Genomic DNA, 25,648 nt, shown 5'->3' with positions numbered 1-25,648 from the left:
CGTTGAGTCATGCGGGATAGATGTTTTGGATCTTGGGGCAGCGGGCAAGTGACACCCCCTCCAAGTAACTGGGGAAAAAGGTCAGTCTGCAATTCGTGCTACGGATTCAACGGCCCTCGCTCAGATTCCTTGCTAAACAATCAGGGCAATCAAAATACAGATCGGAGAAATGATTGCATGCAGCGTTAGCAATTTGTCAAAAAAATCTGCGAGGTATGCGTTATCAAAGCTCAGACTGAGCGTGCCCAATGAGGCTGGCAGCTCCTTTGTGCGGCGCCAAGCTGCGTAAGAAAAATAAGAGCCGAAACCGACTGACATCAAGAAAAGTAAAAAGCTATCGAACCGTGTGGATATGTATATGCCGAGCACAAAGTAAATGAGCGGCGAGGTGATTAAAGTCCATCGCAAAAGCGCGGGAAATGAAGTTTTAATGCCTGGGTTACTCATTTTCAAGCATCGAAGCAGTCCAATGTTGAGCGTGAATTGACTTCAAGACGGCTCCTTCTCTCTGTGCCGAGGAGTGGTCACGGAATCGCAGTGCTGACCAACTGCTCCAGCACTGCCGCCATCTCCTGCATTCGCGTGGGCCAAGATTGCTGGCCCGCCAGCGAAAACCCGCGCAGCGCCTCGGCGTCCGCTTCGGTATTGCCCGAGCTTTCCCAAAGTGATGCTTCCTCAGCCTCTGCCAAGGCCAAGTCGAGCGGCTTCCCGCCCGCAAACGCTTGCAAACTCGCCGGCCGCCGCGGGTGCGGATAGGCCTCCCCCTCACACCCCTTGAGCAACAAGCTCGGCCCGTCCAGTTGAGGCAGCACCGTCGCCAGGGCATCCAGGAAGTCGCCATGCGTCACGGCCGCCACGCGCACGCTGTGGCCGCGGGAGGGGTCGAGCAGCTTGGCCATCGTGTGCGCGCTGTTGCGCAGGCCCAGGCGGGGACGCAGGGCCATGAGGCGGTCAAGTCCCGGGCAGAGCAGGGCGGTGGGCAGCACGGCCAGGTTCTGGGCGTTCAGGCGCTCTTGCGCCTCGGCCAGGTTGGTGCAGAGGGGGTGGCCCAGGGCGGCGAACAGGGCGAAGGTGTCGCCGCGGGCGGCGCCGAAGTCCTTGCGGCCGTGCACGAGCACGGGCACGCCTTGCTGGGCCAGGTGCAGGGCCAGCAGGGGCATGAGGTTCAAGAGCTTGCGCGCGCCGTTGAGCGTGGGCAGCAGCACGACCCGCTTCGGGTGCTGCAGGCGCTGCACGCGGGCCTGCATGGCGTCGTGAAAGCCCAGCAGCTCGTCCACCGATTCGCCCTTGACGCGCAGGGCCAGCACGATGGCGCCCAGGCGCAGCTCGTCGACCTCGCCGTCCAGCATGGCGCCGAAGAGGGCGGCGGCTTGCGCGCGGCTCAGGTCGCGGGCGCCCCGGGCGCCGCGGCCGATTTCTTTGATCAGGGCGGGGAGGTCGAGGGGCGGTGCGGCAGGCGGGCTCATGGCCGGTTCAGTGTAGGCAGACGGGCATCGCCTAAACTCCCGCCCTTCCTGTCGCCCGCGCGTGCCCCGCACGCGAGGCCTGTGGCAGGCAATGCGCCGATGTCCCTCGCTGGCTTCTGCCCGTTCAACCTCTCTCATTTTCTGGAGCCACACCATGGGCAACAAGATCCGCACCGAAGCCGACCGCAAGGCCACCCCCCGTCCCGTCGCCCCCAAGGGCGTGACTTACACGACCGCCCGCGGCCAAAAGCGCAGCCAAGAGCGCGGCTCGCACACCCGCAGCAAGAAGAACCCGGGCAAGCGTCCGCACCAAGGCTGATCGGTCTTCCGAACTCCTTCCGCACGGCGCCCCTGGGCGCCGTTGGTTTTTCAGCTTGACGCCTCCGCCATGCTCCGCATCACCGACCTTCGTCTGCCCTTGAATCACGCCGAGCCTGCCTTGCGCGCGGCGGTGATGGCGCGCTTGGGCCTGAAGCGCGACGCCGAGTTGGTGGCATTCACGGTATTCAAGCGCGCCTACGACGCGCGCCGCAAGACCGACATCCAGCTGATCTACACGCTGGACTGCGAGCTGGCCGAGGCCGCGAAGGAGGCCGCGCTGCTGGCCCAGGGCGACCCGCACCTGCGCCCGAGCCCGGACACCACCTACCGCAACGTGGCGCAAGCGCCGGCGGACTTCTACGCCAGCGGCGAGAAGCTGCGCCCGCTGGTGGTGGGCTTTGGGCCTTGCGGCCTGTTCGCGGCCTTGGTGCTGGCGCAAATGGGCCTGAAGCCCATCGTGCTGGAGCGGGGCCGCGCCGTGCGCGAGCGCACCAAGGACACCTGGGGCCTGTGGCGGCAAAGCGTGCTGCAGCCCGAGAGCAACGTGCAGTTCGGCGAGGGCGGGGCGGGCACGTTCTCCGACGGCAAGCTCTGGAGCCAAATCTCCGACCCGCGGCACCTCACCCGCAAGGTGCTGACGGAGTTCGTGAAGGCCGGCGCGCCGGAAGAGATCCTCTTCGTGAGCAAGCCGCACATCGGCACCTTCCGGCTGGTGAGCATGATCGAGAGGATGCGCGCCGACATCACCGCGCTTGGCGGCGAGATCCGCTTCCAGCAGCGGGTGACGGACGTGCTGATCGAGGACGGCCACATCCGCGGCGTGACGCTGGACAGCGGCGAGCAGCTGCGCGCCGACCACGTGGTGATGGCCCTGGGCCACAGCGCGCGCGACACCTTCGCCATGCTGCAGCAGCGCGGCGTTTATATGGAGGCCAAGCCCTTCTCGATCGGCTTTCGCATCGAGCACCCGCAGTCGGTCATCGACCGCGCGCGCTTCGGCCCCAACGCCGGCCACCCGATCCTGGGCGCGGCCGACTACAAGCTGGTGCACCACGCCAGCAACGGGCGCTCGGTGTACAGCTTTTGCATGTGCCCCGGCGGCACGGTGGTGGCGGCCACGTCCGAGCCGAACCGCGTCGTCACCAACGGCATGAGCCAGTACTCGCGCGCCGAGCGCAACGCCAACGCCGGCATCGTGGTGGGCATCAACCCGCAGGACTACCGGCAGGACGGCCTGTCCAGCGGCCCCGTGAACCCGCTGGACGGCGTGGCCTTCCAGCGCATTTGGGAAAGCCGCGCCTACGAGCTGGGCGAGGGCGGCTACCGCGCGCCCGGCGCCTTGGTGGGCGACTTTTTGAAGCGCCAGCGCTCGGCGGTGTTCGGCGAGGTGGAGCCCTCCTACAAGCCGGGCGTGACCCTGACCCAGGTGGCCGACCCCGAGCGCCCGGTGCTGCCGCACTACGTGCTGGACGCGATTCGCGAAGCGCTGCCCGCCTTCGGCCGCCAGATCCGCGGCTTCGACCGACCCGACGCCGTGCTGACGGGCGTGGAAACGCGCACCTCGTCGCCGCTGCGCATCACGCGCGGCAAGGACCACCAAAGCCTGAACGTGAAGGGCCTGTACCCGGCGGGCGAGGGCGCGGGCTACGCCGGCGGCATCATGTCGGCGGGGGTGGACGGCATCGAGGTGGCCGAGTCGGTGGGGCGTTCGATCTTGGGCGTGGCCGCGTGATGCGCCGCCTGTGGACCCTGGCCCTGGCGGGCCTGATCGGCCTGTTGAGCGCGTGTTCGGTGATGGGCCCCGCCCCGGCGCCGCAGCCTGGGCCGCCGTCGCCCGACCCCACGCCGCCCCCGCGCGTGCTGAAGGCCCCCAAAGTGGCCCTGGCCCTGGGCGGTGGCGCGGCGCGCGGCTTTGCGCACATCGGCGTCATCCAGGTGCTGGAAGAAAACGGCATCAAGGTAGACCTGGTGGCCGGCACCTCGGCCGGCAGCCTGGTGGCGGCGCTGTACGCGAGCGGCAAGTCGGGCCAGGAGATGGCCAAGTTGGCCGAGACGATGGACGAGGGCGCCATCACCGACTGGAGCTTCCCGCTCAAAGGGCTGATCAAGGGCGAGGCCCTGGCCCGCTACGTGCGCCAGCAAACCGGCGGCAAGACGATCGAGCAGCTGCCCGTGCCCCTGGGCATCGTGGCCACCAATTTGCATGACGGCAGCGGCGTGCTGTTCCGCAGCGGCGACCTGGGCCTGGCCGTGCGGGCCAGCAGCGCGGTGCCGGCGGTGTTCCAGCCGGTGGAGATCGGCGCGCGCACCTTCGTGGACGGGGGCCTGGTGGCCCCGGTGCCGGTGCGCTACGCGCGGCAGATGGGGGCCGAGGTGGTGATCGCCATCGACATCAGCTCGCCGCCCGACCCCAAGACCAAGACCGACCCCTTCAGCATGCTGATGCAAACGGTGGCCATCATGGGCCGCAGCATCAACAGCCTGGAGCTGCGCGAGGCCGAGGTGGTGCTGCGCCCCGACCTGAACGGCGTGGCCAGCAGCGACTTCAGCGCCCGCAAGCAGGCCATCGCGGCCGGCCGGGCCGTGGCGCTGGCCATGCTTCCACGGCTGAAAGCGGCGGTGGCGCCGCGTTGATCACACCCGGGCGGGTGCCGCTGGTGCCGCCTGGAGCGACTTGAGCGCCGATTGCGTGCTGCGGATGCGGCGCATCACCTTGCCCAGCAGGCTCAGGGCAAAGGCGGGGTCCTCCCGCAGGTAATCCAGCACGCCTTCGCGGTTGACGCACACGACCTCGCTGGCTTCCAGGGCTTGCACGCTGGCGATGCGCGGCCCGCCGTCGAGCCCCATCTCGCCCACGTAGTCGCCCGGCTCGCAGTGGCCGTACAACAGCTCGCGCTCCTCGGGCCCGCTGCGGCCGAACACCCGCAGGCGGCCGCTGAGCAGGATGTAGAGCGCGTCGCCGTGGTCGCCCTCGCGCAGCAGCAAGTCGCCGGCGTTCAGCGATCGCGCGATGCCGCGTTGCGCCAGCGCGGCCAGTTGCGGGAATTGAGCGGCAAAGGGGGCGGGAACGAGGGCCATGCGGCCGATGCTAGCCCCGGCCGGCCGGCCCGCCACTCAGCACAAATCCTGCCAAGCCTCGGGGGTGTTGAGGTTGGCGAAGGCCTGGCCCGCATCCGGCCAGGCCACCGCCACGGCCGGCAGGCTGCGCAGAAAGCCGAGCAGGCGACGCTCGCCGCCCGCCAGGGCCGCCGCCAAGCGCGGGCGCGTGCGCACGTGCAGCAGCGCGTGCGCGGGCTCGGGGCCGCGTGGCGGCATCGGGTAGGCGGCGTCCGCCGCACCCACGGCGGCGTGCAAGCGGGCGCACAGGTCCAGCGGCAGCAAGGGGGTGTCGCAGGCGGCGAGTTGCACCCAGTCCCAACCGTGGGCTTCGGCGTGGGTCAGGGCGGCCAGCATCCCAGCCAGCGGGCCGTCGAAGGCTTGGGGGTCGGCGTCGGCCAGCACGGGCCAACCGCGCAGCGCGTACACCTCGGCATGCCGGTTGGCGCTCAGGGCGACGGCGCCCACTTGCGGCGCCAGCCGGGCGAGAACGGCGTCCACCAAGGGCGTGCCGCGCCAAGGCTGCAAGCCCTTGTCCACCCCGCCCAGGCGGCTGCCGCGGCCACCAGCCAGCACGAGGCCGAGGGTGCCGGGCATGGGCCTCAGCCCCCAATGAAGGACATTTCGACCCGCTGGCGCGTGCGCAGCCACTCGGCCTCGGGCGTGGCGGCCAGGCGCAGGGCCGAGTAGCGGTCTTGGCGCTGGGCCCAGTGACCGGCCACGTGGGCGCGCAGGGTCTCGTCGTCGACGTTGGCGTCGCGCAGCCAACGGCGCAGGTCCAGGCCTTGGTGCCCGAACAGGCAGGTGAACAGGCGGCCGTCGGTGCTCAGGCGGGCGCGGGTGCATTCGCCGCAGAAGGCCTGGGTGACGCTGCTGATGAAGCCCACCTCACCGGCCCCGTCGTCGTAGGCCCAGCGCTGGGCGGTTTCGCCGGGCTCGCTCGGGTCCAGCGGGTGCAGGGGGTGTTCGGCGTGCAGGCGTTGGCGCAGCTGCTGGCTGGGCACCACGTCGTCCAGGCGCCAGCCGTTGCTGGCGCCCACGTCCATGAACTCGATGAAGCGCATGACCACGCCGGTGCCGCGGAAGTGGCGCGCCAGGGGCAAGAGCTCTTGCTCGTTGACCCCGCGCTGCACCACGGCGTTGACCTTGATGGGCCCCAGGCCGGCTTCGCGCGCGGCCTCGATGCCGTCCAGCACGTCGGCCACGGGAAAGCCGACGTCGTTCATGCGGCGGAACACCGCGTCGTCCAGGGCGTCCAGGCTGACCGTGACGCGCTGCAGGCCGGCCGACGCCAGCGCACGCGCGTGCTTGCGCAACAGCGAGCCGTTGGTAGTCAGGGTGAGGTCCAGGGGGTGCCCGTCCGGCGTGCGGAGCTGGGCCAGTTGCTCGACCAGCGTTGGCAGGCCGCGTCGCAGCAAGGGCTCGCCGCCCGTGAGGCGGAGCTTGCGCACGCCCAGGCCGGCGAACACACGGGCCGTGCGAGCGATCTCTTCGAAGCTCAGCAAGTCGCCGTGCGGTAGGAACTTGTGCCCCGGGCCGAACACCTCCTTGGGCATGCAGTAGGTGCAGCGGAAGTTGCAGCGGTCGGTGACCGAGATGCGCAGGTCGCGCAGCGGGCGCTGCAGGGCGTCGAGGACGGCTTGCCCCGGAGGCACGTGCACGGCCGAGGCTGGGCGCAGGCTGTGCAGGGGGATGCGGACCTCGTTCATGGCCGGGCATTGTGCCCAGGGCCGCGCGCTCAGGAGGCCGGCTGGGTGGCGCGGCGGGCGCCGGTGAAGCGGCGCGACCAGTAGGCGTCGCGCATGTCTTCCACGCGAACGACGGCGCCAGCCCGCGGGGCGTGGATGAACTTGCCATCGCCCAAGTAGATGCCGACGTGGGAGAAGGTGCGCTTCATGGTGTTGAAGAACACCAGGTCGCCGGGCTTGAGGTCGGCGCGGTCGATGGTCAGCAGGCTGTCGCTGCGGGCTTGCTCGTCGGCGCGGCGGGGCAGCACGAGGCCCAGGCTGTGCTCGAAGACGTAGCGCGTGAAGCCGCTGCAGTCGAAGCCGTCTTCGCCGTTGTTGCCGCCGCGCACGTAGGGCACGCCCAAGAAACCCATGGCGCGCCGCACCATGGCGCCCGCGCCGTCGCGCACGCCGCTCAGCCAACCGCGCTGCTCGCCCGCCGGGGCCGCGGTCTCGCCTTCGGCCGGCGGGCCGATCCAGCCTTGGTTTTGGAGGAACTTCTGCAGCCCGGCGGGCGAAGCGCTCGGCTGGCTGGCCGCCGGCTTGGGGGCTTCGGCGGCGTCGGGTTCCACGGGGCCGGCCGGCGCGGCTTGTGCCATGCCCAGCGCAAGGGCGCAGGCAAAAGGCAACAAGAAGCGCAGAACTGACGTCAAAAGTGTGGATCCGTTGGGATTGGTTGGCATTCGGCCCAGCGAAGCTGCCGGGCGACCCGCTGACGCGGGCCAGGAGCCTTGCGAAGCCGCGAAGTGTGGGCCCCGGGCGGAGGGGGTGTCAACCCAATCGACCCGCGATCCCGGTCGAATTTCAGGGCAAACCCCAGGCGGCAAAGACCGCGCTGGTCAGCCCCACGTCAGGCAGCGCTTTTCACAATCTTGGCCTCCCACAGCCCTGGACCGACCCCGCCATGACCCTGAGCGCTCAAGCCGACCCGACCGGCCAGTACGCCGCGTTTTACGACCGCTCGCTGGCCGAGCCCGAGGCCTTTTGGGCCGAGCAGGCCGGCTTGATCGACTGGTTCGAGCCGTGGCACCAAGTCTTCGACGGCAGCCAACCGCCGTTTGCCAAGTGGTTCGTGGGCGGGCGCACCAACCTGTGCCACAACGCCGTGGACCGGCATGCCGCCACCCGGCCCGACGCGGCGGCGCTCATTTGGTCGTCGACCGAGGTGGACCAAGAAAAGACCTGGACCTTTGCCGAGTTGCTGCGTGAAGTCCAGGCCATGGCCGCTGTGCTGCAAGACCAAGGCGTGGGCGAGGGCGACCGGGTGTTGATTTACTGCCCGATGGTGCCCGAGGCGGTGTTCGCCATGCTGGCCTGCGCTCGCATCGGCGCGATCCATTCCGTGGTGTTCGGCGGTTTCGCCTCGCTGTCGTTGGCGGGTCGCATCGACGACGCTCAGCCCAAGCTCATCGTCAGTTGCGACGCCGGCAGTCGCGGCGGCAAGGTCACGGCCTACCAGCCGCTGCTGGAGGAGGCCCTGCGCCAGAGCACGCACCGCACGGAGCGGGTGCTGTGGATCGACCGCGGCCTGCAGCCCCTGCAACGCACGGCGGGCCGCGACCTGGTGTGGCACGAGGAGCGCGAACGCGTGGCCGGCCGTGCCGTGCCCTGCGCGGCCCTGGAGAGCAACCAGATCAGCTACACCCTGTACACCAGCGGCACCACGGGCAAGCCCAAGGGCGTGCAGCGCGACGTGGGGGGCTACGCGGTCGCCCTGGCCATGTCAATGAAGCACATCTTCGACGGGCGACCCGGCGAGACCTACTTCAGCACCAGCGACATCGGCTGGGTGGTGGGGCACAGCTACATCGTGTACGGCCCGCTCATCGCCGGCATGGCCACCCTGATGTACGAAGGGTTGCCCGTGCGTCCCGATGCGGGCGTCTGGTGGCGCTTGGCGGCCAAGCACAAGGTGAGCGTGATGTTCAGCGCGCCGACGGCGGTGCGCGTGCTGCGCAAGGCCGATCCGGCCTACCTGACCCAGAGCGACCTCAGCGGCTTGCGCAGCCTGTTCTTGGCGGGCGAGCCCTTGGACGAGCCGACCGCGCGCTGGATCCGCGATGCGCTGGGCAAGCCGGTGATCGATAACTACTGGCAAACGGAGACCGGCTGGCCGATCCTGACCTTGGCCCGGGGCGTCGCCCCCATGCACGAGCGCCTGGGCAGCCCGGGCGTGCCCATGCCCGGCTACCGCGCGGTGCTCGTCGACCCCGAAACCGGAGAGCCCGTGACCGAGCCCGGCCACAAGGGCGTGTTGGCCATGGACTACCCGCTGCCGCCGGGATGCTTGCAAACGGTGTGGGGCGACGACCAGCGCTTCGTGAACACCTACTGGGGCAGCCTGCCCGGCCCGCAGCGTTACTCCACCTTCGACGTGGCCACCCGAGACGCCGACGGCTACACCTTCATCTTGGGGCGCAGCGACGACGTCATCAACGTGGCCGGGCACCGCCTGGGCACCCGAGAGATCGAGGAGTGCATCGCCTCGCACCCCGGCGTGGCCGAGGTGGCCGTGGTGGGGGTGGCCGACGCCCTCAAGGGCCAGGTGCCCTGGGCCTTCGTCGTGCCCAAGGGCGATGGCCAGGGGCTGGCGCAAGGCGTGCAAGCCCACGTGGACGCACAGCTGGGCGCCGTGGCCCGGCCGGCGCGGGTGCTGGTGCTGCCCTTGCTGCCCAAAACCCGCAGCGGCAAGTTGTTGCGGCGTGCCATGCAGGCGGTGTGCGAGGGGCGGGACACGGGGGACCTGTCCACCATCGAGGACGCCAGCGCCCTCCAAGGCCTCAAGGCGGTGGTGGCGGCCGCTTAGTGCAAGCCTGAGCGCCTCAGCCCCACTGCAGCGGGCCGTACCAGGCCCGCGCCGTGCCACCGGTGTTGTCGGCATCGGTCATCAACGCAACGGAACGCAGGCGCCCTGGCGCCTCGCCGAAGGCCTGCTCGAAGTCGGCCCGCAGGTCCCGGCGGTGGTCGCGCCAGCGACCGAGTTGCTCGGGGCCGCTGTCCAGCACCCACTTGCGAATCCGGTCGCTGCGTGGGTTGGTGACCAAAGTGCCGACGGGCGCGCGGGTGTCCCAGACGTACATCAGCGTGGCGTAGGGCGGCTCCTCGCCCGTCAGCAGTTGGGCCAGTTCGAACATGGCGCGGGTGCGGGCCGGCAAGCGCTGCACGTCGCCGTCGAAGCCAAAGATCACCCGCGCCACGGCGTCCTCGCGGGCGCTGTCGGCCACGTCGGCGCGGGGCATCAGGCGATCGACCCACCACGAAAAGCCCACCGTTCCCACGGCTTCGGGCGCCACATCCACCCGCTGGCGCCACATGCTGGCCGAACGCTCGGCGTTGGCCTCGAAGGCCCAGCGCCCTCCCTTGAACACCCGCTGGTAGCGGCTGCGCGCCTTGCCCGGCAAGGGCAGGTCGTGCCACAGCTCGGGGTCGGTGGGGGCGGGCGGCGCGCTGGCGCAGGCGGCCAGCGTGCCGGCGCCGGCGGACAGGAGCAGTCGGCGGGACAGGGTCATGGATGGCGACTCGGGCAAGCGAAGGCGCGCGCATCATGGCACCGGCAGCCTGTTGTTGGCAGGCCGCAGGGCTTGGGTTGATCGGACCGCCTGCGTCCCCTCGCCTGGGGGGGCGCCGACCGGCCGTCATGGGTGGGTGTGATTTGTTCACGGCGCTTGGGGCCCCCGCTGCGGCACATTCGCCCGCGGTGGGTCCGCCGGGCCCCGTTAACTCCTCGTAATCATGCGCAAACTGCTGACCGCCGCGCTGTTGAGCCTGCCTCTGCTGGCCCACGCCGCCCCGATCAATCTCGTCGTCAATGGCGACTTCGAAGCCACGGCCGTGGCCAACGGCACGTGGCGAAACGTCACCACGATGGCCGGCTGGACCCGCGTGGGTGGCCCGGGCACGGGTTTTGAGATCCGCAACAACGTGGCCGGTGCCGCCCACACGGGCAGCAATTACATCGAGTTGGACACCAACGGCAACACGACCATCGAGCAGTTGTTCAACAGCTTGGTGCCAAGCGCGGCGTACACGCTGAGCTTTGCCTACAGCCCCCGCCCCGGCGTGGGCGCGGCTTCGAACGGCATCAACGTGTTCTGGAACGGCCAGCAACTGGCGCCGACGTTCACTGGCAATGGCGGCAGCCAGAACAACTGGAACGTGTTCTCGTTCGACGTCTACGCCGCCGCGGGCGCCAACAGCCTGCGCTTTGCTTCGGTGGGCGGCAACGACAGCCTGGGCGGTTCGCTCGACACGGTCAGCCTGACCGTGCCGGAGCCGGGCGCCCTGGGCCTGGCCGCTTTCGCCGTGTTCGGTGTCTGGGCGGTCCGCCGCCGCCGTGCCTGATCAGGCACCCCGCCAAAGCAAAAGGGCGCCCCTGGGGCGCCCTTTTTCATGCCTGCAGACGCCTCAAAGCACTTCGGAAGCGAAGTCGGCGAGGCGCGAGCGCTCGCCACGTGCCAGCGTGATGTGCCCGCTGTGCGCCCAGCCCTTGAAGCGGTCGACGCAGAAGGTCAGGCCGGAGCTGCCTTCCGTGAGGTACGGCGTGTCGATCTGCGCCAGGTTGCCCAGGCAGACCATCTTGGTGCCCGGGCCGGCCCGGGTCAGCAGGGTCTTCATCTGTTTGGGCGTCAGGTTCTGCGCCTCGTCGATGATGACGAACTTGTTCAGAAAGGTGCGGCCGCGCATGAAGTTCAGGCTTTTGATGCGCACCTTGCTGCGCATCAGTTCCTGCGTGGCGGCGCGGCCCCACTCGCCGGCGCCGCCATCGCCCTTGGTCAGCACCTCGAGGTTGTCGTCCAGCGCGCCCATCCAGGGGCTCATCTTCTCTTCCTCGGTGCCGGGCAAGAAGCCGATGTCCTCGCCGACCGGCACCGTCACGCGGGTGACGATGATTTCGCTGTACCGGCGGTCGTCCAGCACCTGCGACAGGCCTGCGGCCAGGGCCATCAAGGTCTTGCCGGTGCCGGCCGTGCCGGTCAGGGTGACGAGGTCGATCTCGGGGTCCATCAGCAGGTTCAGCGCGAAGTTCTGTTCGCGGTTGCGCGCGGCAATGCCCCACACGGCGTGCTTGCTGTTGCCGTAGTCCTTCAAGGTGCGCAGCACGGCGCTCTTGCCCGTGATCTCGGTGACGCGGGCGTACAGCGGGGTCTCGCCCGGGGCTTCGAGGTAAACCAACTCGTTGATGAGCAGCGAAGGCACCAACGGACCGCTGATGCGGTAGTAGGTCAGGCCGTTGGCGCTCCAGCTTTCCATGGTCTTGCCATGGCGTTCCCAAAAGTCGGCGGGCAGTTGTTGCACGCCGGTGTAGAGCAGGTCGGAGTCTTCCAGCGCCTTGTCGTTGCGGTAGTCCTCGGCTGGCAGGCCCAGCGCGCGGGCCTTGATGCGCATGTTGATGTCCTTGGACACCAGCACCACCTCGCGCCCGGGGTTGCGCTCCTTGAGGGCCTGCACGACGGCCAGGATCTGGTTGTCGGCCTTGCCTTGCGGCAGGCCGGATGGCAGCGTGGTGGCCAAGGCTTCTGTCTGGAAGAACAAGCGGCCGGTGGCCTCCTTGTGACCGCTGTGGTCCAGCGGCAGGCCCTTGGCCATTTCCTCCAGCGATTGGGTGCTCATGGCGCCCGCCAGCACGTCCAGCTCGCGGCTGACTTGGCGGACGTTGCGTGCCACTTCGCTCATGCCCTTCTTGTGGCCGTCCAACTCCTCCAGCGTCATCATCGGCAAGAAGACGTCGTGCTCGTCGAAGCGGAACAAGGACATCGGGTCGTGCATCAGCACGTTGGTGTCCAGCACGAAGAGCTTGGTCGGCTCGCCCGGCTTGGTTCGGGACTTGGTGCGCGCCTTGGTGCCGGTCACGGCTTTGGCCCGGGCCGCCAGCGGGGCCATGGGGCTGGACGGCGCGGTGCTTGTGGTCACCGGGGTCGAGGTCTGCGGGGGCAGGGGCGCCGGAGCCGCAGCCTGACGGGCAGGGGGTGCCGCGCGGGGGGCGGGCGCGCTGGCCTTGACCGTCGGCGCTTGCTTCATGGGCTTGAGCGCGGAAGACACGCTCTTGGCATCGACGCGATCGGCTTTCTTGCTGGGGGCTTTGGGCAGTGGCATGGCAGAAATGAAAAAGCCGCCCACGGGGGAGCGGCTTTGGGTTCAGAAAGCAGGGCTGCTGCGCATGTGGGCCAGTATGCACCAGCCCTCGGTCCTCGGGCTCAGCGCATCCACATGCGCGCCGTGCGGGCGGGCAGTGCAAAGGTGTAGCTGCCGCTCGAAATGCGCACCACATTGCCCGAGCCCAGGGTGTCGGTGTAGTTCGTGTTCCACCACAGCACGCTGTTGTTCATGTTCACCGTGGCGTTGACCGTGCTGCCGCACTTGTTGATGCCCACGATGCCCTGGTTGCCGCGGCGGAAGACAAGGTGGCATTGGCCGTGCGACAGCACCTGCATGTCGCTGCCTTGCACGCTGTTGTGGAAGCGCACCATCCCCTTGATGTCCGCGCGGTCGTAGGCGTTCACCCAGCGGTTGTCGCCGCTCTCGTTGTTGTCGGAATAGACCATGGGCACGCCGCCGTTGCGGCCCATGATGTAGGCGTAGGCGAGCTTCTCGTCGGTGGCGTCCATGATCTGGTAGCGGAAGCCACTGTTGTTTGGGATGTCGTGGGTGATGGTGAAGGTCACCGCGCGCGAGGGCTGCAGCGCCTGGCCCACGGCCGTCGGGTCGACCAGGCTGCTCAAGGAGCCGTTGATGCCGAATGCGCCGCGGATCGTGGCGAACAGCGGGAAGTCGTAGGCGCCGTGGTCGGTGCCGCTCAAGTAGGGTGCCAGGAAGCGGTCGTACTCCAATTCGCCCGCGCCACCGCCGGTGATGATTTCGCCGAACACGTGCATGCCGCTCTTGATCGTGGACGTGAGCACCGCGTTCATGTGGCTGTTGGGCATGTGCTTGGCGGCGTCGATGCGAAAGCCCTTCACGCCCATGTTCTTCAGCGCTTGCAGGTACTGCTGCTGCTGGCTGATCACCCAGCTGTTGGCCACCAAGTCCGGCAGACCGGCATCGCCACTGCCGCCGCACAGACGCCAGTTCTGCACCTGCCAGACATCGGTGTAGTTATTGATGCACGCGGCTTGGCCGAAGTCGCCGGCGCCCAGGAAGTTGCTGGTGAGCGTGCCGAAGAGCTTGATGCCGTTGTAGTAGGTGGGGTTGCCCGCGTAGGTGTTGAGCACCGCCGTTCCCGGGTAGTTCAGGTCAGAGCGCTTGTAGGCCTCGTTGGCCATGTGGTTGAGCAGCACGTCGGCATAGACGCGAATGCCCTTGGCATTGAGCGCCGCGATCATGTTCTTGAACGCAGTGGTGTCCCCCAAGGGTCCGTGGATGACGCGGTAGTCCTGCGGTTGGTAGCGCGACCACCAGGCCGTGCCTTCCGACTTGTAAGCCGGTGCGACCAGCACGATGCGGTAACCCGCGGCCTGGATCTGCGCGGCGCGGGCTTGCACGTCGGCGTACTTCCAGTTGAAGGCGTGCAGGATCACGTCGGCCTGGGCGCTGCCAAGGCTGGCGGCGCCCAGCGCGAGGGCGGCGAGTACGGGCTTGAGGCGCAAACGGGTCAGGAACGGGGTCATGGGGGGTCTCCTCGGGGTGGGGCGGTGTTGGTGTGGAACGGGCAGGCGCGGCCGCATCCGCGACGCCAGCGGTCCAAAGGCCGGGCGCCGAGACGGGGTCAGCAGGGGAAAGAAAAAAGGGCGGCCCAGGACGGGCGGCCAGGCTCAGCCGGGCGGCTGGATCAAGAGGTCGTGCATCGCGTTCGGCTCCATGCGGCCCCGCCCGTGCGTGGCAGGCGGTGGTCGGTCTCCCTGGGGGCGATCGCGCCATCCAATACTGCCGATCCCTCGACGTCGTACTGCAGGCGACGGGGTGCGCGATGGGGCGTAGTTTGACTACACGCCGAGCCCATATGCAGCGCGCTAACCCGTAGGTGCGCTGCACAAAATGTCAAAAACTGTTGAAGATGCGTTGTAGCTTGGCTACAGCGTCGCTGGCGCTCGCCGTGGAGCGGGCGCAAAAAAACCCGGCAGTGCCGGGCTTTTTTGGGGGACGCCGAAGGCTCAGGCCGCGGCCTTGGTTTCGGCTTGCAGGGCCTTGATGGCGGCCACGACTTCTTCGGTGTGGCCGGCCACCTTGACGCCGCGCCACTCGGCGCGCAGCACGCCTTGCGGGTCGACCAAGAAGGTCGAACGCTCGATGCCCTTGACCTTCTTGCCGTACATGATCTTGTTCTTGACCACGCCGAACAGGTGGCAGAGCTTCTCTTCGGTGTCGGCCACCAACTCAAACGGCAAGCCCAGGGTTTCCTTGAACTTGTTGTGCGAGGCGAGGTTGTCGCGCGACACGCCGATCACCACCGCGCCCAACTTCGTGAGTTCCTTGTGGTGGTCACGGAACTGCATGGCCTCCGTGGTGCACCCCGGGGTGTTGTCTTTGGGGTAGAAATACAGCACCAAGAACTTCCCGGCAAAGCTATGCTGGGTGAACTTCAGCCCGCCGGTGGCTTGGGCCTCGATGTCGGGAAGGGCTTTGTTGAGCGCTGGCGTCATGAGGTCGGCTTCTCGTGTTGGGGAACCAGCGCCGGTTGAACCCAGCACCAGCCCCCGTTGCAGGGGGCGCCCGGTCAACCGAACCAGACGCAGCCCGCGATTATACGGGAGCGTCAAGCCCGCCCGCCTCAGCTCGGAATCAAGGCCCCCAAGGCCTTGCGACCTTCGGCCGTCAGCACGCTGAACGTGCGACAGGCCGCCGCGAGGTCCATGCAATCCATGCCGATCCCGGCGTGCATCAGGCTCTGACTCAGGGCCGGGTGCACAAAACGCAGTCGTGCGCCGGTGCCCAGCAGCACCAACTCGGGCTTCAGACCCAGCAAGGCCTCGAAATGCGTGGCACGCAGCGCGTCAAAGTCCTCCAGATCCCATGGCACCACCGGCCCAGCCCATGGCACCACGACCGGACGCTGGTGCGCCTGCCCGTTGACCCAGACGCAACCGGGTTCCACCCGCGTGATCACATTGCCGCCGGTGGCGGTGTCGAGTTGGAACTTCATGGATTCGCAGCCGGCGAAGGCTAGAGGGTCTCGTGTGTTGAAATTGGTGCGCCGCACACTATAGAGAGTGCCCTCTCGGAGCCCGTGTTTTGAAACCCCTGCACAAGTCCAGCAAATTGGCCAACGTGGCCTACGACATCCGTGGCCCCGTGCTGGAAAAAGCCCGTCAGATGGAAGACGAGGGCCAAAAGATCATCAAGCTGAACATCGGCAACGTCGCCGCGTTCGGGCTGATGCCGCCCGACGAGATCGTGCAGGACATGATCCGCAACCTGCCCAGCACCGAGGCCGCGGGCTACACCGACAGCAAGGGCCTTTTCGCCCCGCGCCGCGCCATCGTGCATTACACGCAGCAGCAGGGCGTGGCCGGGGTGACGGTGGACGACGTCTACTTGGGCAACGGCGCGTCGGAGTTGGTGCAGATGGCCGTGATGGCCCTGCTCAACGACGGCGATCAGTTGCTCATCCCCTCGCCCGACTTTCCGCTGTACACCGCGGTCACGGGGCTGGCTGGCGGCGTGCCCGTCCACTACCGCTGCGACGAGAGCGCGGGCTGGCTGCCGGACCTGGACGACATCCGCGCCAAGATCACGCCGCGCACCCGTGGCATCGTCGTCATCAACCCGAACAACCCCACGGGCGCGCTCTACCCGAACGAGACCCTGCTCGGCATCATCGACATCGCGCGTGAGCACGGCCTGGTCATCCTGGCCGACGAGATCTACGACAAGACCCTGTTCGACGGCGTCAAGCACACGGCCATGGCCTCCCTGGCCGACGACGTGCTGTTCGTGACCTTCAATGGCCTGTCGAAGAACTACCGCAGCTGTGGCTACCGCGCCGGCTGGATGGTGGTGAGCGGCGCCAAGCGCGACGCCAAGGACTACATCGAAGGCCTGAACATGCTGGCCTCGCTGCGCCTGTGCGCCAACACGCCCGGTCAGCTGGCCATCCAGACGGCCTTGGGCGGCTACCAAAGCATCAACGACCTGGTGGCGCCCGGCGGGCGCTTGACCCGCCAGCGCGACCGGGCCTACGAGCTCATCACCGCCATCCCGGGCGTGAGCTGCGTCAAGCCCAAGGCGGCGCTGTACATGTTCCCGAGGCTGGACCCCAAGATCTATCCCATCGCCGACGACCAGCAGTTCGCCTACGAGCTGCTCGCCGAAGAAAAGGTGCTGATCGTGCAAGGCACCGGCTTCAACTACCCCACGCCCGACCACTTCCGGTTGGTGTTCCTGCCCCATTTGGACGATTTGGAAGAGGCCATCGGCCGCATCGCCCGATTCCTCGCTGGCTACCGAAAGAAACACGCGTCATGAAACCCATCAAAGTCGGCCTGCTGGGCTTTGGCACCGTCGGCGGCGGCACCTACCAAGTGTTGACGCGCAACCAAGAGGAAATCAGCCGCCGCGCCGGGCGCCGCATCGAGGTCGCCGCCGTGTGCCGGCGCGATCTGGCCGCGGCCCGCGCCCAGGTGGGCGAGGGCGTGCGCGTGGTCGCCGATCCGATGGAGATCATTCGCGACCCCGACATCGACATCGTGGTCGAACTCATCGGTGGCGAGGGCGTCGCGCGCGAGGTGGTGATGGCCGCCATCGCGGCGGGCAAGCACGTGGTGACCGCCAACAAGGCCCTGCTTGCGGTGCACGGCAACGAGGTCTTCTCGTCGGCCCGCGACAAGGGCGTGATGGTGGCCTTCGAGGCCGCCGTGGCCGGGGGCATCCCCATCATCAAGGCCCTGCGCGAAAGCCTGGCGGGCAACCGCATCGAGTGGGTGGCCGGCATCATCAACGGCACCACCAACTTCATCTTGAGCGAGATGCGGGCCAAGGGCCTGGACTTCGCCACCGTGCTGAAAGAGGCCCAGCGCCTGGGCTACGCCGAGGCCGACCCGACCTTCGACATCGAAGGCGTGGACGCGGCGCACAAGCTCACCATCCTGAGCGCGATCGCCTTCGGCATCCCGGTGCAATTCGCCAAGGCGCACGTCGAGGGCATCAGCCAGTTGCAGGCGGTGGACATCAAGTACGCCGAGCAACTCGGCTACCGCATCAAGCTCTTGGGCATCACGCGCCGCCGCAATGAATTGGGCGGTATCGAGCTGCGTGTGCACCCGACCTTGGTGCCGGCGCAGCGCCTGATCGCCAACGTCGAAGGCGCGATGAACGCCGTCATGGTGCAGGGCGATGCCGTGGGCACCACGCTGTACTACGGCAAGGGCGCCGGCGCTGAACCCACCGCATCGAGCGTGGTGGCCGACATCGTCGATGTGACCCGCCTGGCCACGGCCGACCCCGACCACCGCGTGCCCCACCTGGCCTTCCAGCCCGACCAGATGCAGGGCACCCCCATCTTGCCCATGGACGGGGTGCGCACCGCCTACTACCTGCGCCTGCGCGTGGCCGACGAAACCGGCGTTCTCTCGCGCATCACGACCATCCTGGCCGAGAACGACATCAGCATCGACGCCGTGCTGCAGCGTGAAAGCCTGGAGGGCGAGCGCCAGACCGACCTGATCATCTTGACCCACGTGACCGTGGAAGAGCGCATGAACCGCGCCCAAGAGTTCATGCAAAGCCTGCCCTCGGTGCTGGCGCCCATCGCCCGCATCCGCAAGGAAGAGTTGGCCTGATGAAGTACGTTTCCACCCGCGGCGGCGGCCCACAAAAGCGCTTCTGCGACATCTTGCTCGAAGGCCTGGCCGACGACGGTGGCCTCTACCTGCCCACGCACTACCCGCAGATCGATGCGGCCACCTTGGCGCGCTGGCGGACCTTGAGCTACGCCGAGTTGGCGTTCGAAATCCTGTCGCTCTACATCGACGACATCCCGGCCGAGGACCTGCGCCGCTTGACGGCCCAGACCTACCGCGCCGAGGTCTTCGGCGGCCGGCCCGAGATCACCCCGCTGCACACCCTGGAGCCGGGGTTGCACCTGCAAGAGCTGTCCAACGGGCCCACGCTGGCCTTCAAGGACATGGCCATGCAGTTGCTGGGCGCCTTGTTCGAGTACGAGCTGGGTCGCCGCGGCGAAGCACTCAACATCCTGGGCGCGACCAGCGGCGACACCGGCAGCGCCGCCGAGTACGCGATGCGCGGCCGTGCCGGTGTGCGCGTGTTCATGCTCAGCCCGCACGGCCGCATGAGCGCCTTCCAGCAGGCGCAGATGTTCAGCCTGCAAGACGCGAACATCCACAACCTCGCGGTGCGCGGCGTGTTCGACGACTGCCAGGACATCGTCAAGGCGGTGTCGAACGACTTGGGGTTCAAGAAGAGCCGTCGCATCGGCACGGTCAACAGCATCAACTGGGCGCGCTTGTTGGCCCAGGTCGTGTACTACTTTGCGGGCTATTTCGCGGCAACGAAGTCCAACGACGAGCGCGTGAGCTTCACCGTGCCCAGTGGCAACTTCGGCAACGTGTGCGCCGGCCACGTGGCGCGGCAGATGGGCCTGCCGATCGCGCAGCTGGTGGTGGCCACCAACGAGAACGATGTGCTGGACGAGTTCTTCCGCACCGGGCGCTACGCGCCCCGCGGCGCGGCGCAAACGCACGCGACCAGCAGCCCGAGCATGGACATCAGCAAGGCCAGCAACTTCGAGCGCTTCATCGCCGACCTGTTCGGCCGCGACGGCGCGCGGGTTCAATCGGCCTTCACGTCCCCTTCGTTTGAGCTGAGTGCGGCTGAGAGGGCCTCGGTCGAGGGGCGCTACGCCTTCGCCTCGGGTCGCAGCAGCCACGCCGATCGCCTGGCCACGATTCGCACCTGCCAGCAGCGCTACGGGCGCCTGGTCGACCCGCACACGGCCGACGGCTTGAAGGTGGCGCTGGAGCGCCGGCAAGCCGGCGTGCCCATGATCGTGCTGGAGACGGCGCTGCCGGCCAAGTTCGCCGAGACCTTGCGCGAGGCGACGGGCCAGGAGCCGCCTCGCCCGGCCGGCCTGGACGGCATCGAGGCCCTGCCCAAGCGCGTGACCGTGATCGACAACGACGTGCAGGCCGTGCGTGCCTTCATCGACGCCCATGTTGACGCGCGCTGAGGCGCTGCAGCGCTTGCTGGCCGGCGTGACGGCGGTCGCCGAGGTCGAGACCCTGCCCACGGCGCAGTGCCTGGGCCGGGTGCTGGCGGCCGACGTGGCGTCCACGCTGGACGTGCCACCGGCCGACAACGCCGCCATGGACGGCTACGCGCTGCGCGCGGCCGAGGTCGGCCGCGAACTCCCCGTGAGCCAGCGCGTGCCGGCCGGGCACTGGCCCGAGGCGCTGGTCGATGGCACGGCGGCGCGCGTGTTCACCGGCGCCACGATCCCCCCGGGTGCCGACGCCGTGGTGATGCAAGAGCACTGCCACGTCCGCACCGACGACGCCGGCCAGTCCTGGGTGCAGGCACCGGGCGACGTGCGCCCCGGCCAGCACATCCGCCGCCGGGGCGAAGACATCCAAGCCGGCGCCACCGTGCTGCCAGCCGGGACGCGGCTCAACGCGGCCGCGCTGGGGCTCGCGGCCTCGGTGGGCTTGGCGCGCCTGAGCGTGCGCCGCCGCTTGCGCGTGGCACTGTTCAGCACCGGCGACGAGTTGGTCATGCCGGGCGAGCCCTTGCCTCCGGGCGCGATTTACAACAGCAACCGATTCACCCTGCGCGCGCTGCTGGAAGGCCTCGGGGCGGAGGTGCAAGACCTGGGCCTGGTGCCCGACCGCCTGGACGCGACGCAGGACGCTTTGCAAAGGGCCGCCGCCCAGGCCGATGTCATCGTCACCAGCGGTGGGGTGTCGGTGGGCGAGGAAGACCACGTCAAGCCCGCGGTGCAGGCCTTGGGCCGTTTGGACCTGTGGCAAGTGGCCATCAAGCCGGGCAAGCCCTTCGCGCACGGGGCGGTGCGCCGTGCCGATGGCAGCGAGGCCCTGTTCGTCGGCCTGCCGGGCAACCCGGTTTCGAGCTTCGTCACCTTCTTGCTGCTGGCCCGGCCCTTGTTGCTGGCGCGCATGGGCGCGGCCCAAGCCGAGCCCGCGCGCTTGCGCTTGCCGGCGGCCTTTGCCTGGCCCAAGGCCGATCCCAAGCGCGAGGAGTTCGTGCGGGTTCGCCTGAGCGAAGGCGGCACGCTGGCCCTCTACCCCAACCAGGGCTCGGGCGTGCTCAGCAGCCTGGCCTTCGCCGATGCGCTGGCCGTGCTGGCGCCGGGGCAGACGGTGCAGCCGGGCGATACGCTCGAGGCCCTGTGGCTTTCTGACCTGACGTGCTGACCCTGAAGTACTTCGCCCGCTTGCGCGAGCAACTCGGCCCGCAAGAGTTGCGGCCTTTCGTGCCCGGCCAAAGCCTGGGGCAACTGCGCGACGCCTTGATCGCCCAGGGCGGGGCGCACGCCCAAGCCTTGGACCGCTCGCAATTCCTGCGGTGCGCGCTGAACCAGCAGATGGCCGAGGAATCGGCGCTGCTCGCGGACGGGGACGAGGTCGCCTTCTTCCCGCCCGTGACCGGCGGTTGAGGCGCGCCGCCCCCATGCAAGGCCTGCACCTTTGCGCCGACCTGCGTGGCTGCGATCCGCACGCGGCGGCCATGACCCAGGTGGACGCCTTGCGGGCCTTGTGCGTGGACGCCGTACACGCCGTGGGCCTTTGCTCCGTGGCCGAGCGCTTTCACGCCTTCGAGCCGGCGAAGCCGGGCGAGCCGGCCGGCATCACCGGCGTGGTGTTGCTGGCCGAGAGCCACGTGGCCGTGCACACCTGGCCCGAGCAGGGCGGGGTGACCTTGGACGTGTACGTCTGCAACCTCGGCCAAGACAACTCGGCCAAGGCCCAGGCCTTGATGGAGCGTCTGGTGGCGGCGTTTGCACCGGCGAAGTCGCGCGTGCAGGCCTTGCACCGCGGGGTGGCCTGAGGGCCACAGAGACCCCCCACCCGGCGGAGCTGAGGGTCACAATGCGTTCAAACCTTTGAACGCACCGAATGGCCGCACCCCTTGAGCAGCTCGCCCAGACCTTTGCCGATTGCAAGCCGCTGTTCTTCGCGATGGCGGAGACGCCTCGGCAGCAGATTTTGCTGCTCCTGACCGAGCACCAGGAAATGAACGTGGGGCAACTGGCCGAGCGCTTGCCCCTGTCGCGGCCGGCCATTTCGCACCACCTGAAGATCTTGCGGCAGGCCGGCTTGGTCGAGGTTCGGCAGCAGGGGACGGAGAACTTTCACTTCCTGACCGCCGAGCCGGCGATCGAGTTGATCGAACGCTGGGCCCAGGAGTTGCGCACCCTCGGTTGACTCATGCCAGGCCGGCGGCCGCGGCCCGGCCGGCGTAGAAGGCCTCTTCGAACACCGAGTAGCCGGCCAGGTCGGCGTGCGCGAAACGCACCCGCCCGCGTGCACTGCGCAAGGCCGCCAGCGCCCCTTGGGCCACCTGGGCGCGCACGCCTGGCACGGGCACGGCCATGGCGTGGCCCCAGCGGGTCAAGCGCACGGCCTGCAGGCGTTGCAGGAGGTCGGGGTGCGTGGGGGTCAGCGCCGCGACCGCGCGATCGGCCCAGGCCGAGGCCGGTGCGTCCAGCAAGCGTTGGCGGTCGGCCTGGGGCAGGGCCCAGTACAGGCTCAGCACCTGCGGCCCGGGACGCGGGTCCAGGCTTTGGTGCTGCGCGTTCACGTAGCCCAGGGTGGGGCTGTCGCGCACCACGTTGTCCCATGCGGCCGGTGCGCCCACCCGGGGGGCCAGGGGGCCGTCGAGCCACAGGTTCGCCACCAGCCATGGGGCCCGTGGCAGCGCCACCGCCGAGAGCGCTGCCGGGGGCTGGCGTAGCAGGCGTTGGGCGATGAACAGGGGCGTGGCGACGATGGCCTGCGCCGCCCGCCACTCTTCCAGGCCGTCGGGCCCGATGCAGCGCAGGCGTACGCCGTGTCGCTCCTCGTCGAGTTGCACCGCCAAGCGCTGCAAATGAAGCGACTCGCCCAGCTCGCGGGCCAGGCCGCGCACCAGCCAAGCGTTGCCGTCGGGCGCGGTGAGCACCGGGGGTGCGGCGGCGTGGGGGTCATCGTCCTCGTCGCCCGGGGCGTGGAAGCCGTGGCGGCTGGCGAAGTACTGCAGGCCGGCCCAGGCCGACACGGTCGCGCTGCCGGCGCCGTAGTCGTCGCGGCAGCAGTAGTCCAGGTACCAGCGCAGGCCCGGCTCGTCGAGGCCCTCCCGGTGGAGCCAGGCGTCGAAGGGCTCGGCGTCGAGCGCCGCATGGGCGGGCGTCCACGGCGCGCGGTGCGTGGGCAGGCCAAAGCCGATGCGGCGTTGGGCCTCGCGCACGCGAAGCGCAAAGCGGCGGCGCTGGGCCAGGGCGGCCGCGTCCTCGGTCGGCGGCAGCAGCCCAGGCTGCCAGGCGTGGCCGTCGTACAGGCGCTCGGACGGGGCATGCACCTGCAGCGCCTCGTGGGCTTGCCAGCGGCCGGCCACGCGCTGGGCCGCGCCGAGCTCGACCAGCAAGTCCTGCAGCTCGGGCAGCTCCGTGCCGGGCTGGGGCAGGTAGTGCGCGCCTAGCGGGCAGGGCAGGCCGCGAACCTGGCCGCCTTGGCTGTTGCCGCCGGCCTGCAGGTCCCACTCGATCAGCGCCACGTCCACGCCCCGCGCCCGCAGCAGGCGGGCGGCCGTGAGCCCGGCCACGCCGGCGCCCACCACCACCACCTGGGCGCGGCGCTGCCGGGCGCTGCCCTTGGGCGCGGCAGCGCGCAGCGCGTGGGCGCGAGCGGGGTCGGGGCCGAGCCAGGCCACGTCCAGCCCACGGCTGGGCCGCTGGCAGGCGGCCAGGGGCAGCAGTGGCAGGGCCAGGGCGTGGCGGCGCTTCAACCTAGAAACGGCGGTTGGACACGGCCGAGTGCGCCGTGATGCGGTGCGCCAGCAAGGCGCGAAGACGCTGCGGGCCCATGCCCGCGAGGCTGAGCAAGGCCGCCGGCGCGCCACAGCGCGGTGCAATCGGTCGTGCAGCGCGCTCACCCCAACGGTCAAGTTGGGCGTGAGCGCCGAGGGGGGAGCGATCAAGGACTTGCATGCGGAATCAAGCGGTCAACGGCCGTTGTTAGGTTCAATGCACCGCGCCCCATTCGCGTTGGAAGTGCTCGACCAGCACCGGGTCGCTCAGGCGGTTGACGCCCCCGGGCACGCGGTCCATGTCGGGCGGGAAGTCCAGCATCAAGGGCAAGCCGGTGGCGTTCAGGAAGCGCAATCCCGCAGGCAGTTGCGAGGGGGGCTGCCAAGGTCGCTGGCCGGCCAGCACGAAGCCCCATTCGCCAAAGCTGGGCACGTGGGCGTGGTACGGGGCGGTGCGCAAGCCCACGGCCTCCAGGGTGTCGACCACCGTCCAGAAGCTGTGCCGCGCCACCAGGGGCGAGGTGCTTTGCACCACCAGGTAGCCGCTCGCGTTCAGGTGCTCCATCACGCGTTGGTAGAAGCTGGTGCTGTAGAGCTTGGCCAGCGCATGGTTGCTGGGATCGGGAAAGTCGGCGATGACGACGTCGAAGCCCTGCCCCGGCTGCGTTTCCAGCCACTGGTAGGCGTCGGCGTGGACCACGCGCACCTTGGGGTGGTTCAGCGCGTCGCCGTTGAGCCGGGTGAGCAAGGGCATGCGCCGGAACAGGGCGGTGATTTGGCTGTCGAGCTCGACCAGGGTGACCTGCTCCACGCTCGGGTACTTGAGGATCTCGCGCACGGCCATGCCGTCGCCGCCGCCCAGCACCAGCACGCGCTTGGGCGCGCCGTGCGCGGCCATGGCCGGGTGCACCAAGGCCTCGTGGTAACGGTACTCGTCGCGCTCGTGGAACTGCAGGTTGCCGTTCAAGTAGAGCTTGACGCCGGTGCGGCCATGGGTGACGACGACCCGCTGGTAAGGGCTGCTTTGCTGCAGCACCATGGGTTCGCCGTAGAAGCGCTGCTCCGCCCAGCTGGTCAGGCGCTCGGCCCCCGCCCAGGCCAACAGCAGCACGGCCAGGGCCAGGGCCCCGCCGGCGGCCAACCACGAGCGTGCGCGCAGTTGGCCGCGGAACATCCACCAAGCCCAAACCGCCACGCCCCAGTTCATCAGCCCGAAGAACAGGCCGGTTCGCACCAGACCCAGGTGCGGCACCAACAGCAGGGGGAAGGCCAGGGCCACCAGCAGGGCCCCGAGGTAGTCGAAGGTCAGCACCTGGCTGACGAGCTCGCGCAGCGAACCGCGTTCGCCCCCGGCGTGCGTTTTGAGGATGCGCAGGATGAGCGGGATCTCCAGTCCCACCAGCGTGCCCACCAGCAGCACCATGGCGTACAGCAGCACGCGGAACGCGGTCTCGGCGCCGGGTGGCAGCAGGCTGTGCGCGGCAAACAGCGCCATGGGCAGCAGGCCGCCCAGCACGGCCACGAGCAGCTCGATGCCCAGGAACTGGGCGACCAACTGGCGCTCGACAAACCGGCTCAGGAAGGAGCCGATGCCCAGCGCGAACAGGTAGCTGCCAATGACCGTGCTGAACTGCAGCACCGAGTCGCCCAGCAGGTAACTGGCCAGCGCGCCGGCCGCCAGCTCGTAGGCCAGGCCGCAGGCGGCGATGAGGAAGACGCTGAGCAGCAGCAGGGCCTCGGCCCAGCTGACGCGGTCGGACGGGTTTGGGGTCATCGTGTCAAGGCTTGCATGGGCCCCATGCGGGACGCCGCCCGCGCCGGGCCGCCCCCAGCGGGCGGCAGCCCCCTCGGGGGGTGGCACAGGCTCGCCGTCCAGGCCGAGCCGAAGCCTGGGGGCTCAATGGATCGCGGCAGCGACGATCAGGCCGATGGAGATGCACATCGCCGCCACCACGATGGCCAAGGCCATGTTGCGGTGTTCGACGATCTCCTCCCACAGCTTGTACGGGGTGATCTTGTCCACCACGATGAAGCTGACCCAGAAGATCGCGACGCCCAGCAGGGCGTACATCAGGGTGCCGCCCACGGCAGCGGGGGTGAGCCATTCGAGGGTCATGGTCGTGCTCCTAG

General features: G+C 68.9%; 25 protein-coding genes. 12 read left to right on the top strand and 13 right to left on the bottom strand.

Translation table 11 applies throughout. The annotated features are described in order from the left end of the window. Nucleotides 1–524 precede the first annotated feature (524 nt). Nucleotides 525–1,466: a DNA-binding protein YbiB gene (gene ybiB / locus EOD73_RS05910; RefSeq protein WP_127681750.1), complete on the bottom strand. Its 942-nt coding sequence runs from the start codon at nucleotides 1,464–1,466 to the stop codon at nucleotides 525–527. Between the two features lie 154 nt (nucleotides 1,467–1,620). On the opposite strand from ybiB, the gene EOD73_RS17525 reads away from it, so the two are divergent. The 3 genes from EOD73_RS17525 (at nucleotide 1,621) to EOD73_RS05900 (ending at nucleotide 4,421) form a co-directional block, all read left to right on the top strand. After that, on the top strand, nucleotides 1,621–1,785 hold the full coding sequence (locus tag EOD73_RS17525; RefSeq protein WP_164845951.1) for a hypothetical protein: 165 nt from the start codon (nucleotides 1,621–1,623) through the stop codon (nucleotides 1,783–1,785). 69 nt (nucleotides 1,786–1,854) lie between these two features. Further along, a complete protein-coding gene (locus EOD73_RS05905) occupies nucleotides 1,855–3,519 on the top strand; it encodes an NAD(P)/FAD-dependent oxidoreductase (protein ID WP_127681748.1) in 1,665 nt (554 codons plus the stop codon). Further along, complete coding sequence (locus EOD73_RS05900; RefSeq protein ID WP_127681746.1) at nucleotides 3,519–4,421, top strand: patatin-like phospholipase family protein; 903 nt, start codon at nucleotides 3,519–3,521, stop codon at nucleotides 4,419–4,421. The genes EOD73_RS05905 and EOD73_RS05900 overlap by 1 nt, the downstream gene beginning before the upstream one ends. Here EOD73_RS05900 and EOD73_RS05895 read toward each other — a convergent pair whose 3' ends face one another. Genes EOD73_RS05895 through EOD73_RS05880 form a run of 4 tightly spaced genes read right to left on the bottom strand, consistent with a single transcriptional unit; the run spans nucleotide 4,422 to nucleotide 7,263 of the window. Then, nucleotides 4,422–4,865 carry a Crp/Fnr family transcriptional regulator gene (locus EOD73_RS05895; RefSeq protein ID WP_127681744.1) on the bottom strand — a complete coding sequence of 148 codons (444 nt, stop codon included), beginning with the start codon at nucleotides 4,863–4,865 and terminating at the stop codon, nucleotides 4,422–4,424. It abuts the gene before it with no gap. 36 nt (nucleotides 4,866–4,901) lie between these two features. Then, nucleotides 4,902–5,480: a molybdenum cofactor guanylyltransferase MobA gene (mobA, locus tag EOD73_RS05890; RefSeq protein WP_127681742.1), complete on the bottom strand. Its 579-nt coding sequence runs from the start codon at nucleotides 5,478–5,480 to the stop codon at nucleotides 4,902–4,904. A gap of 5 nt (nucleotides 5,481–5,485) precedes the next feature. Continuing rightward, nucleotides 5,486–6,592 carry a GTP 3',8-cyclase MoaA gene (gene moaA, locus EOD73_RS05885; RefSeq protein WP_127681740.1) on the bottom strand — a complete coding sequence of 369 codons (1,107 nt, stop codon included), beginning with the start codon at nucleotides 6,590–6,592 and terminating at the stop codon, nucleotides 5,486–5,488. Nucleotides 6,593–6,621: 29 nt separating this feature from the next. Next, nucleotides 6,622–7,263, bottom strand: a complete 642-nt coding sequence (locus EOD73_RS05880; protein WP_310733054.1) for a C40 family peptidase — start codon at nucleotides 7,261–7,263, stop codon at nucleotides 6,622–6,624. A gap of 251 nt (nucleotides 7,264–7,514) precedes the next feature. On the opposite strand from EOD73_RS05880, the gene EOD73_RS05875 reads away from it, so the two are divergent. Then, entirely contained in the window at nucleotides 7,515–9,416 is a 1,902-nt protein-coding gene (locus tag EOD73_RS05875; RefSeq protein ID WP_127681736.1) for a propionate--CoA ligase, read from the top strand. A 16-nt stretch (nucleotides 9,417–9,432) separates the two neighbouring features. Here EOD73_RS05875 and EOD73_RS05870 read toward each other — a convergent pair whose 3' ends face one another. Beyond that, the gene (locus EOD73_RS05870; RefSeq protein ID WP_127681734.1) at nucleotides 9,433–10,119 is read right to left on the bottom strand and encodes a DUF3047 domain-containing protein; all 687 of its coding nucleotides are present in this window, start codon (nucleotides 10,117–10,119) and stop codon (nucleotides 9,433–9,435) included. A gap of 223 nt (nucleotides 10,120–10,342) precedes the next feature. On the opposite strand from EOD73_RS05870, the gene EOD73_RS05865 reads away from it, so the two are divergent. After that, entirely contained in the window at nucleotides 10,343–10,951 is a 609-nt protein-coding gene (locus EOD73_RS05865; RefSeq protein WP_127681732.1) for a PEP-CTERM sorting domain-containing protein, read from the top strand. Nucleotides 10,952–11,014: 63 nt separating this feature from the next. Here EOD73_RS05865 and EOD73_RS05860 read toward each other — a convergent pair whose 3' ends face one another. From EOD73_RS05860 to EOD73_RS05845, 4 genes are all read right to left on the bottom strand, one after another. Further along, nucleotides 11,015–12,703 (bottom strand): PhoH family protein, encoded by a 1,689-nt coding sequence (locus EOD73_RS05860; RefSeq protein WP_127681730.1) that lies wholly within the window; start codon nucleotides 12,701–12,703, stop codon nucleotides 11,015–11,017. Between the two features lie 101 nt (nucleotides 12,704–12,804). Continuing rightward, a complete protein-coding gene (locus tag EOD73_RS05855) occupies nucleotides 12,805–14,214 on the bottom strand; it encodes an alpha-amylase family glycosyl hydrolase (RefSeq protein WP_127681728.1) in 1,410 nt (469 codons plus the stop codon). A gap of 483 nt (nucleotides 14,215–14,697) precedes the next feature. Next, nucleotides 14,698–15,186: a peroxiredoxin gene (locus EOD73_RS05850; RefSeq protein WP_127681726.1), complete on the bottom strand. Its 489-nt coding sequence runs from the start codon at nucleotides 15,184–15,186 to the stop codon at nucleotides 14,698–14,700. 128 nt (nucleotides 15,187–15,314) lie between these two features. Beyond that, nucleotides 15,315–15,686, bottom strand: a complete 372-nt coding sequence (locus tag EOD73_RS05845; RefSeq protein WP_127681724.1) for an Mth938-like domain-containing protein — start codon at nucleotides 15,684–15,686, stop codon at nucleotides 15,315–15,317. 89 nt (nucleotides 15,687–15,775) lie between these two features. Here EOD73_RS05845 and EOD73_RS05840 point away from each other — a divergent pair, with 89 nt between their 5' ends. The 7 genes from EOD73_RS05840 (at nucleotide 15,776) to EOD73_RS05810 (ending at nucleotide 21,939) form a co-directional block, all read left to right on the top strand. Next, entirely contained in the window at nucleotides 15,776–17,008 is a 1,233-nt protein-coding gene (locus EOD73_RS05840; RefSeq protein WP_127681722.1) for a pyridoxal phosphate-dependent aminotransferase, read from the top strand. Next, nucleotides 17,005–18,321, top strand: a complete 1,317-nt coding sequence (locus EOD73_RS05835) for a homoserine dehydrogenase (RefSeq protein WP_127681720.1) — start codon at nucleotides 17,005–17,007, stop codon at nucleotides 18,319–18,321. Before EOD73_RS05840 ends, EOD73_RS05835 begins: the two co-directional genes overlap by 4 nt. Continuing rightward, entirely contained in the window at nucleotides 18,321–19,727 is a 1,407-nt protein-coding gene (gene thrC / locus EOD73_RS05830) for a threonine synthase (RefSeq protein ID WP_127681718.1), read from the top strand. Before EOD73_RS05835 ends, thrC begins: the two co-directional genes overlap by 1 nt. Next, nucleotides 19,711–20,928, top strand: a complete 1,218-nt coding sequence (locus tag EOD73_RS05825) for a molybdopterin molybdotransferase MoeA (RefSeq protein WP_127681716.1) — start codon at nucleotides 19,711–19,713, stop codon at nucleotides 20,926–20,928. Before thrC ends, EOD73_RS05825 begins: the two co-directional genes overlap by 17 nt. Next, on the top strand, nucleotides 20,922–21,170 hold the full coding sequence (locus EOD73_RS05820) for a MoaD/ThiS family protein (protein ID WP_240660610.1): 249 nt from the start codon (nucleotides 20,922–20,924) through the stop codon (nucleotides 21,168–21,170). Before EOD73_RS05825 ends, EOD73_RS05820 begins: the two co-directional genes overlap by 7 nt. 14 nt (nucleotides 21,171–21,184) lie before the next feature. Continuing rightward, a complete protein-coding gene (gene speD / locus EOD73_RS05815) occupies nucleotides 21,185–21,562 on the top strand; it encodes an adenosylmethionine decarboxylase (protein WP_127681714.1) in 378 nt (125 codons plus the stop codon). A 68-nt stretch (nucleotides 21,563–21,630) separates the two neighbouring features. Next, complete coding sequence (locus EOD73_RS05810; RefSeq protein ID WP_127681712.1) at nucleotides 21,631–21,939, top strand: ArsR/SmtB family transcription factor; 309 nt, start codon at nucleotides 21,631–21,633, stop codon at nucleotides 21,937–21,939. 1 nt (nucleotide 21,940) lies between these two features. Here the strand turns inward: EOD73_RS05810 and EOD73_RS05805 are convergent, their stop codons facing one another. The 3 genes from EOD73_RS05805 to EOD73_RS05795 all read right to left on the bottom strand — a co-directional run bounded on the left by EOD73_RS05805 (nucleotide 21,941) and on the right by EOD73_RS05795 (nucleotide 25,634). Further along, nucleotides 21,941–23,497, bottom strand: coding sequence for an FAD-dependent oxidoreductase (locus EOD73_RS05805; protein WP_240660609.1), 1,557 nt, complete (start codon nucleotides 23,495–23,497; stop codon nucleotides 21,941–21,943). Between the two features lie 235 nt (nucleotides 23,498–23,732). After that, the gene (locus EOD73_RS05800) at nucleotides 23,733–25,292 is read right to left on the bottom strand and encodes a polyamine aminopropyltransferase (RefSeq protein WP_127681710.1); all 1,560 of its coding nucleotides are present in this window, start codon (nucleotides 25,290–25,292) and stop codon (nucleotides 23,733–23,735) included. A 123-nt stretch (nucleotides 25,293–25,415) separates the two neighbouring features. Next, on the bottom strand, nucleotides 25,416–25,634 hold the full coding sequence (locus EOD73_RS05795; RefSeq protein WP_127681708.1) for a DUF350 domain-containing protein: 219 nt from the start codon (nucleotides 25,632–25,634) through the stop codon (nucleotides 25,416–25,418). Nucleotides 25,635–25,648 lie beyond the last annotated feature (14 nt).

The organism is Inhella crocodyli (genome assembly GCF_004004565.1).
Classification (GTDB): Bacteria; Pseudomonadota; Gammaproteobacteria; order Burkholderiales; family Burkholderiaceae_C; genus Inhella; species Inhella crocodyli.
The sequence above is the reverse complement of the archived record's forward strand: the minus strand, read 5'-3'. Positions and strand labels throughout refer to the sequence as shown.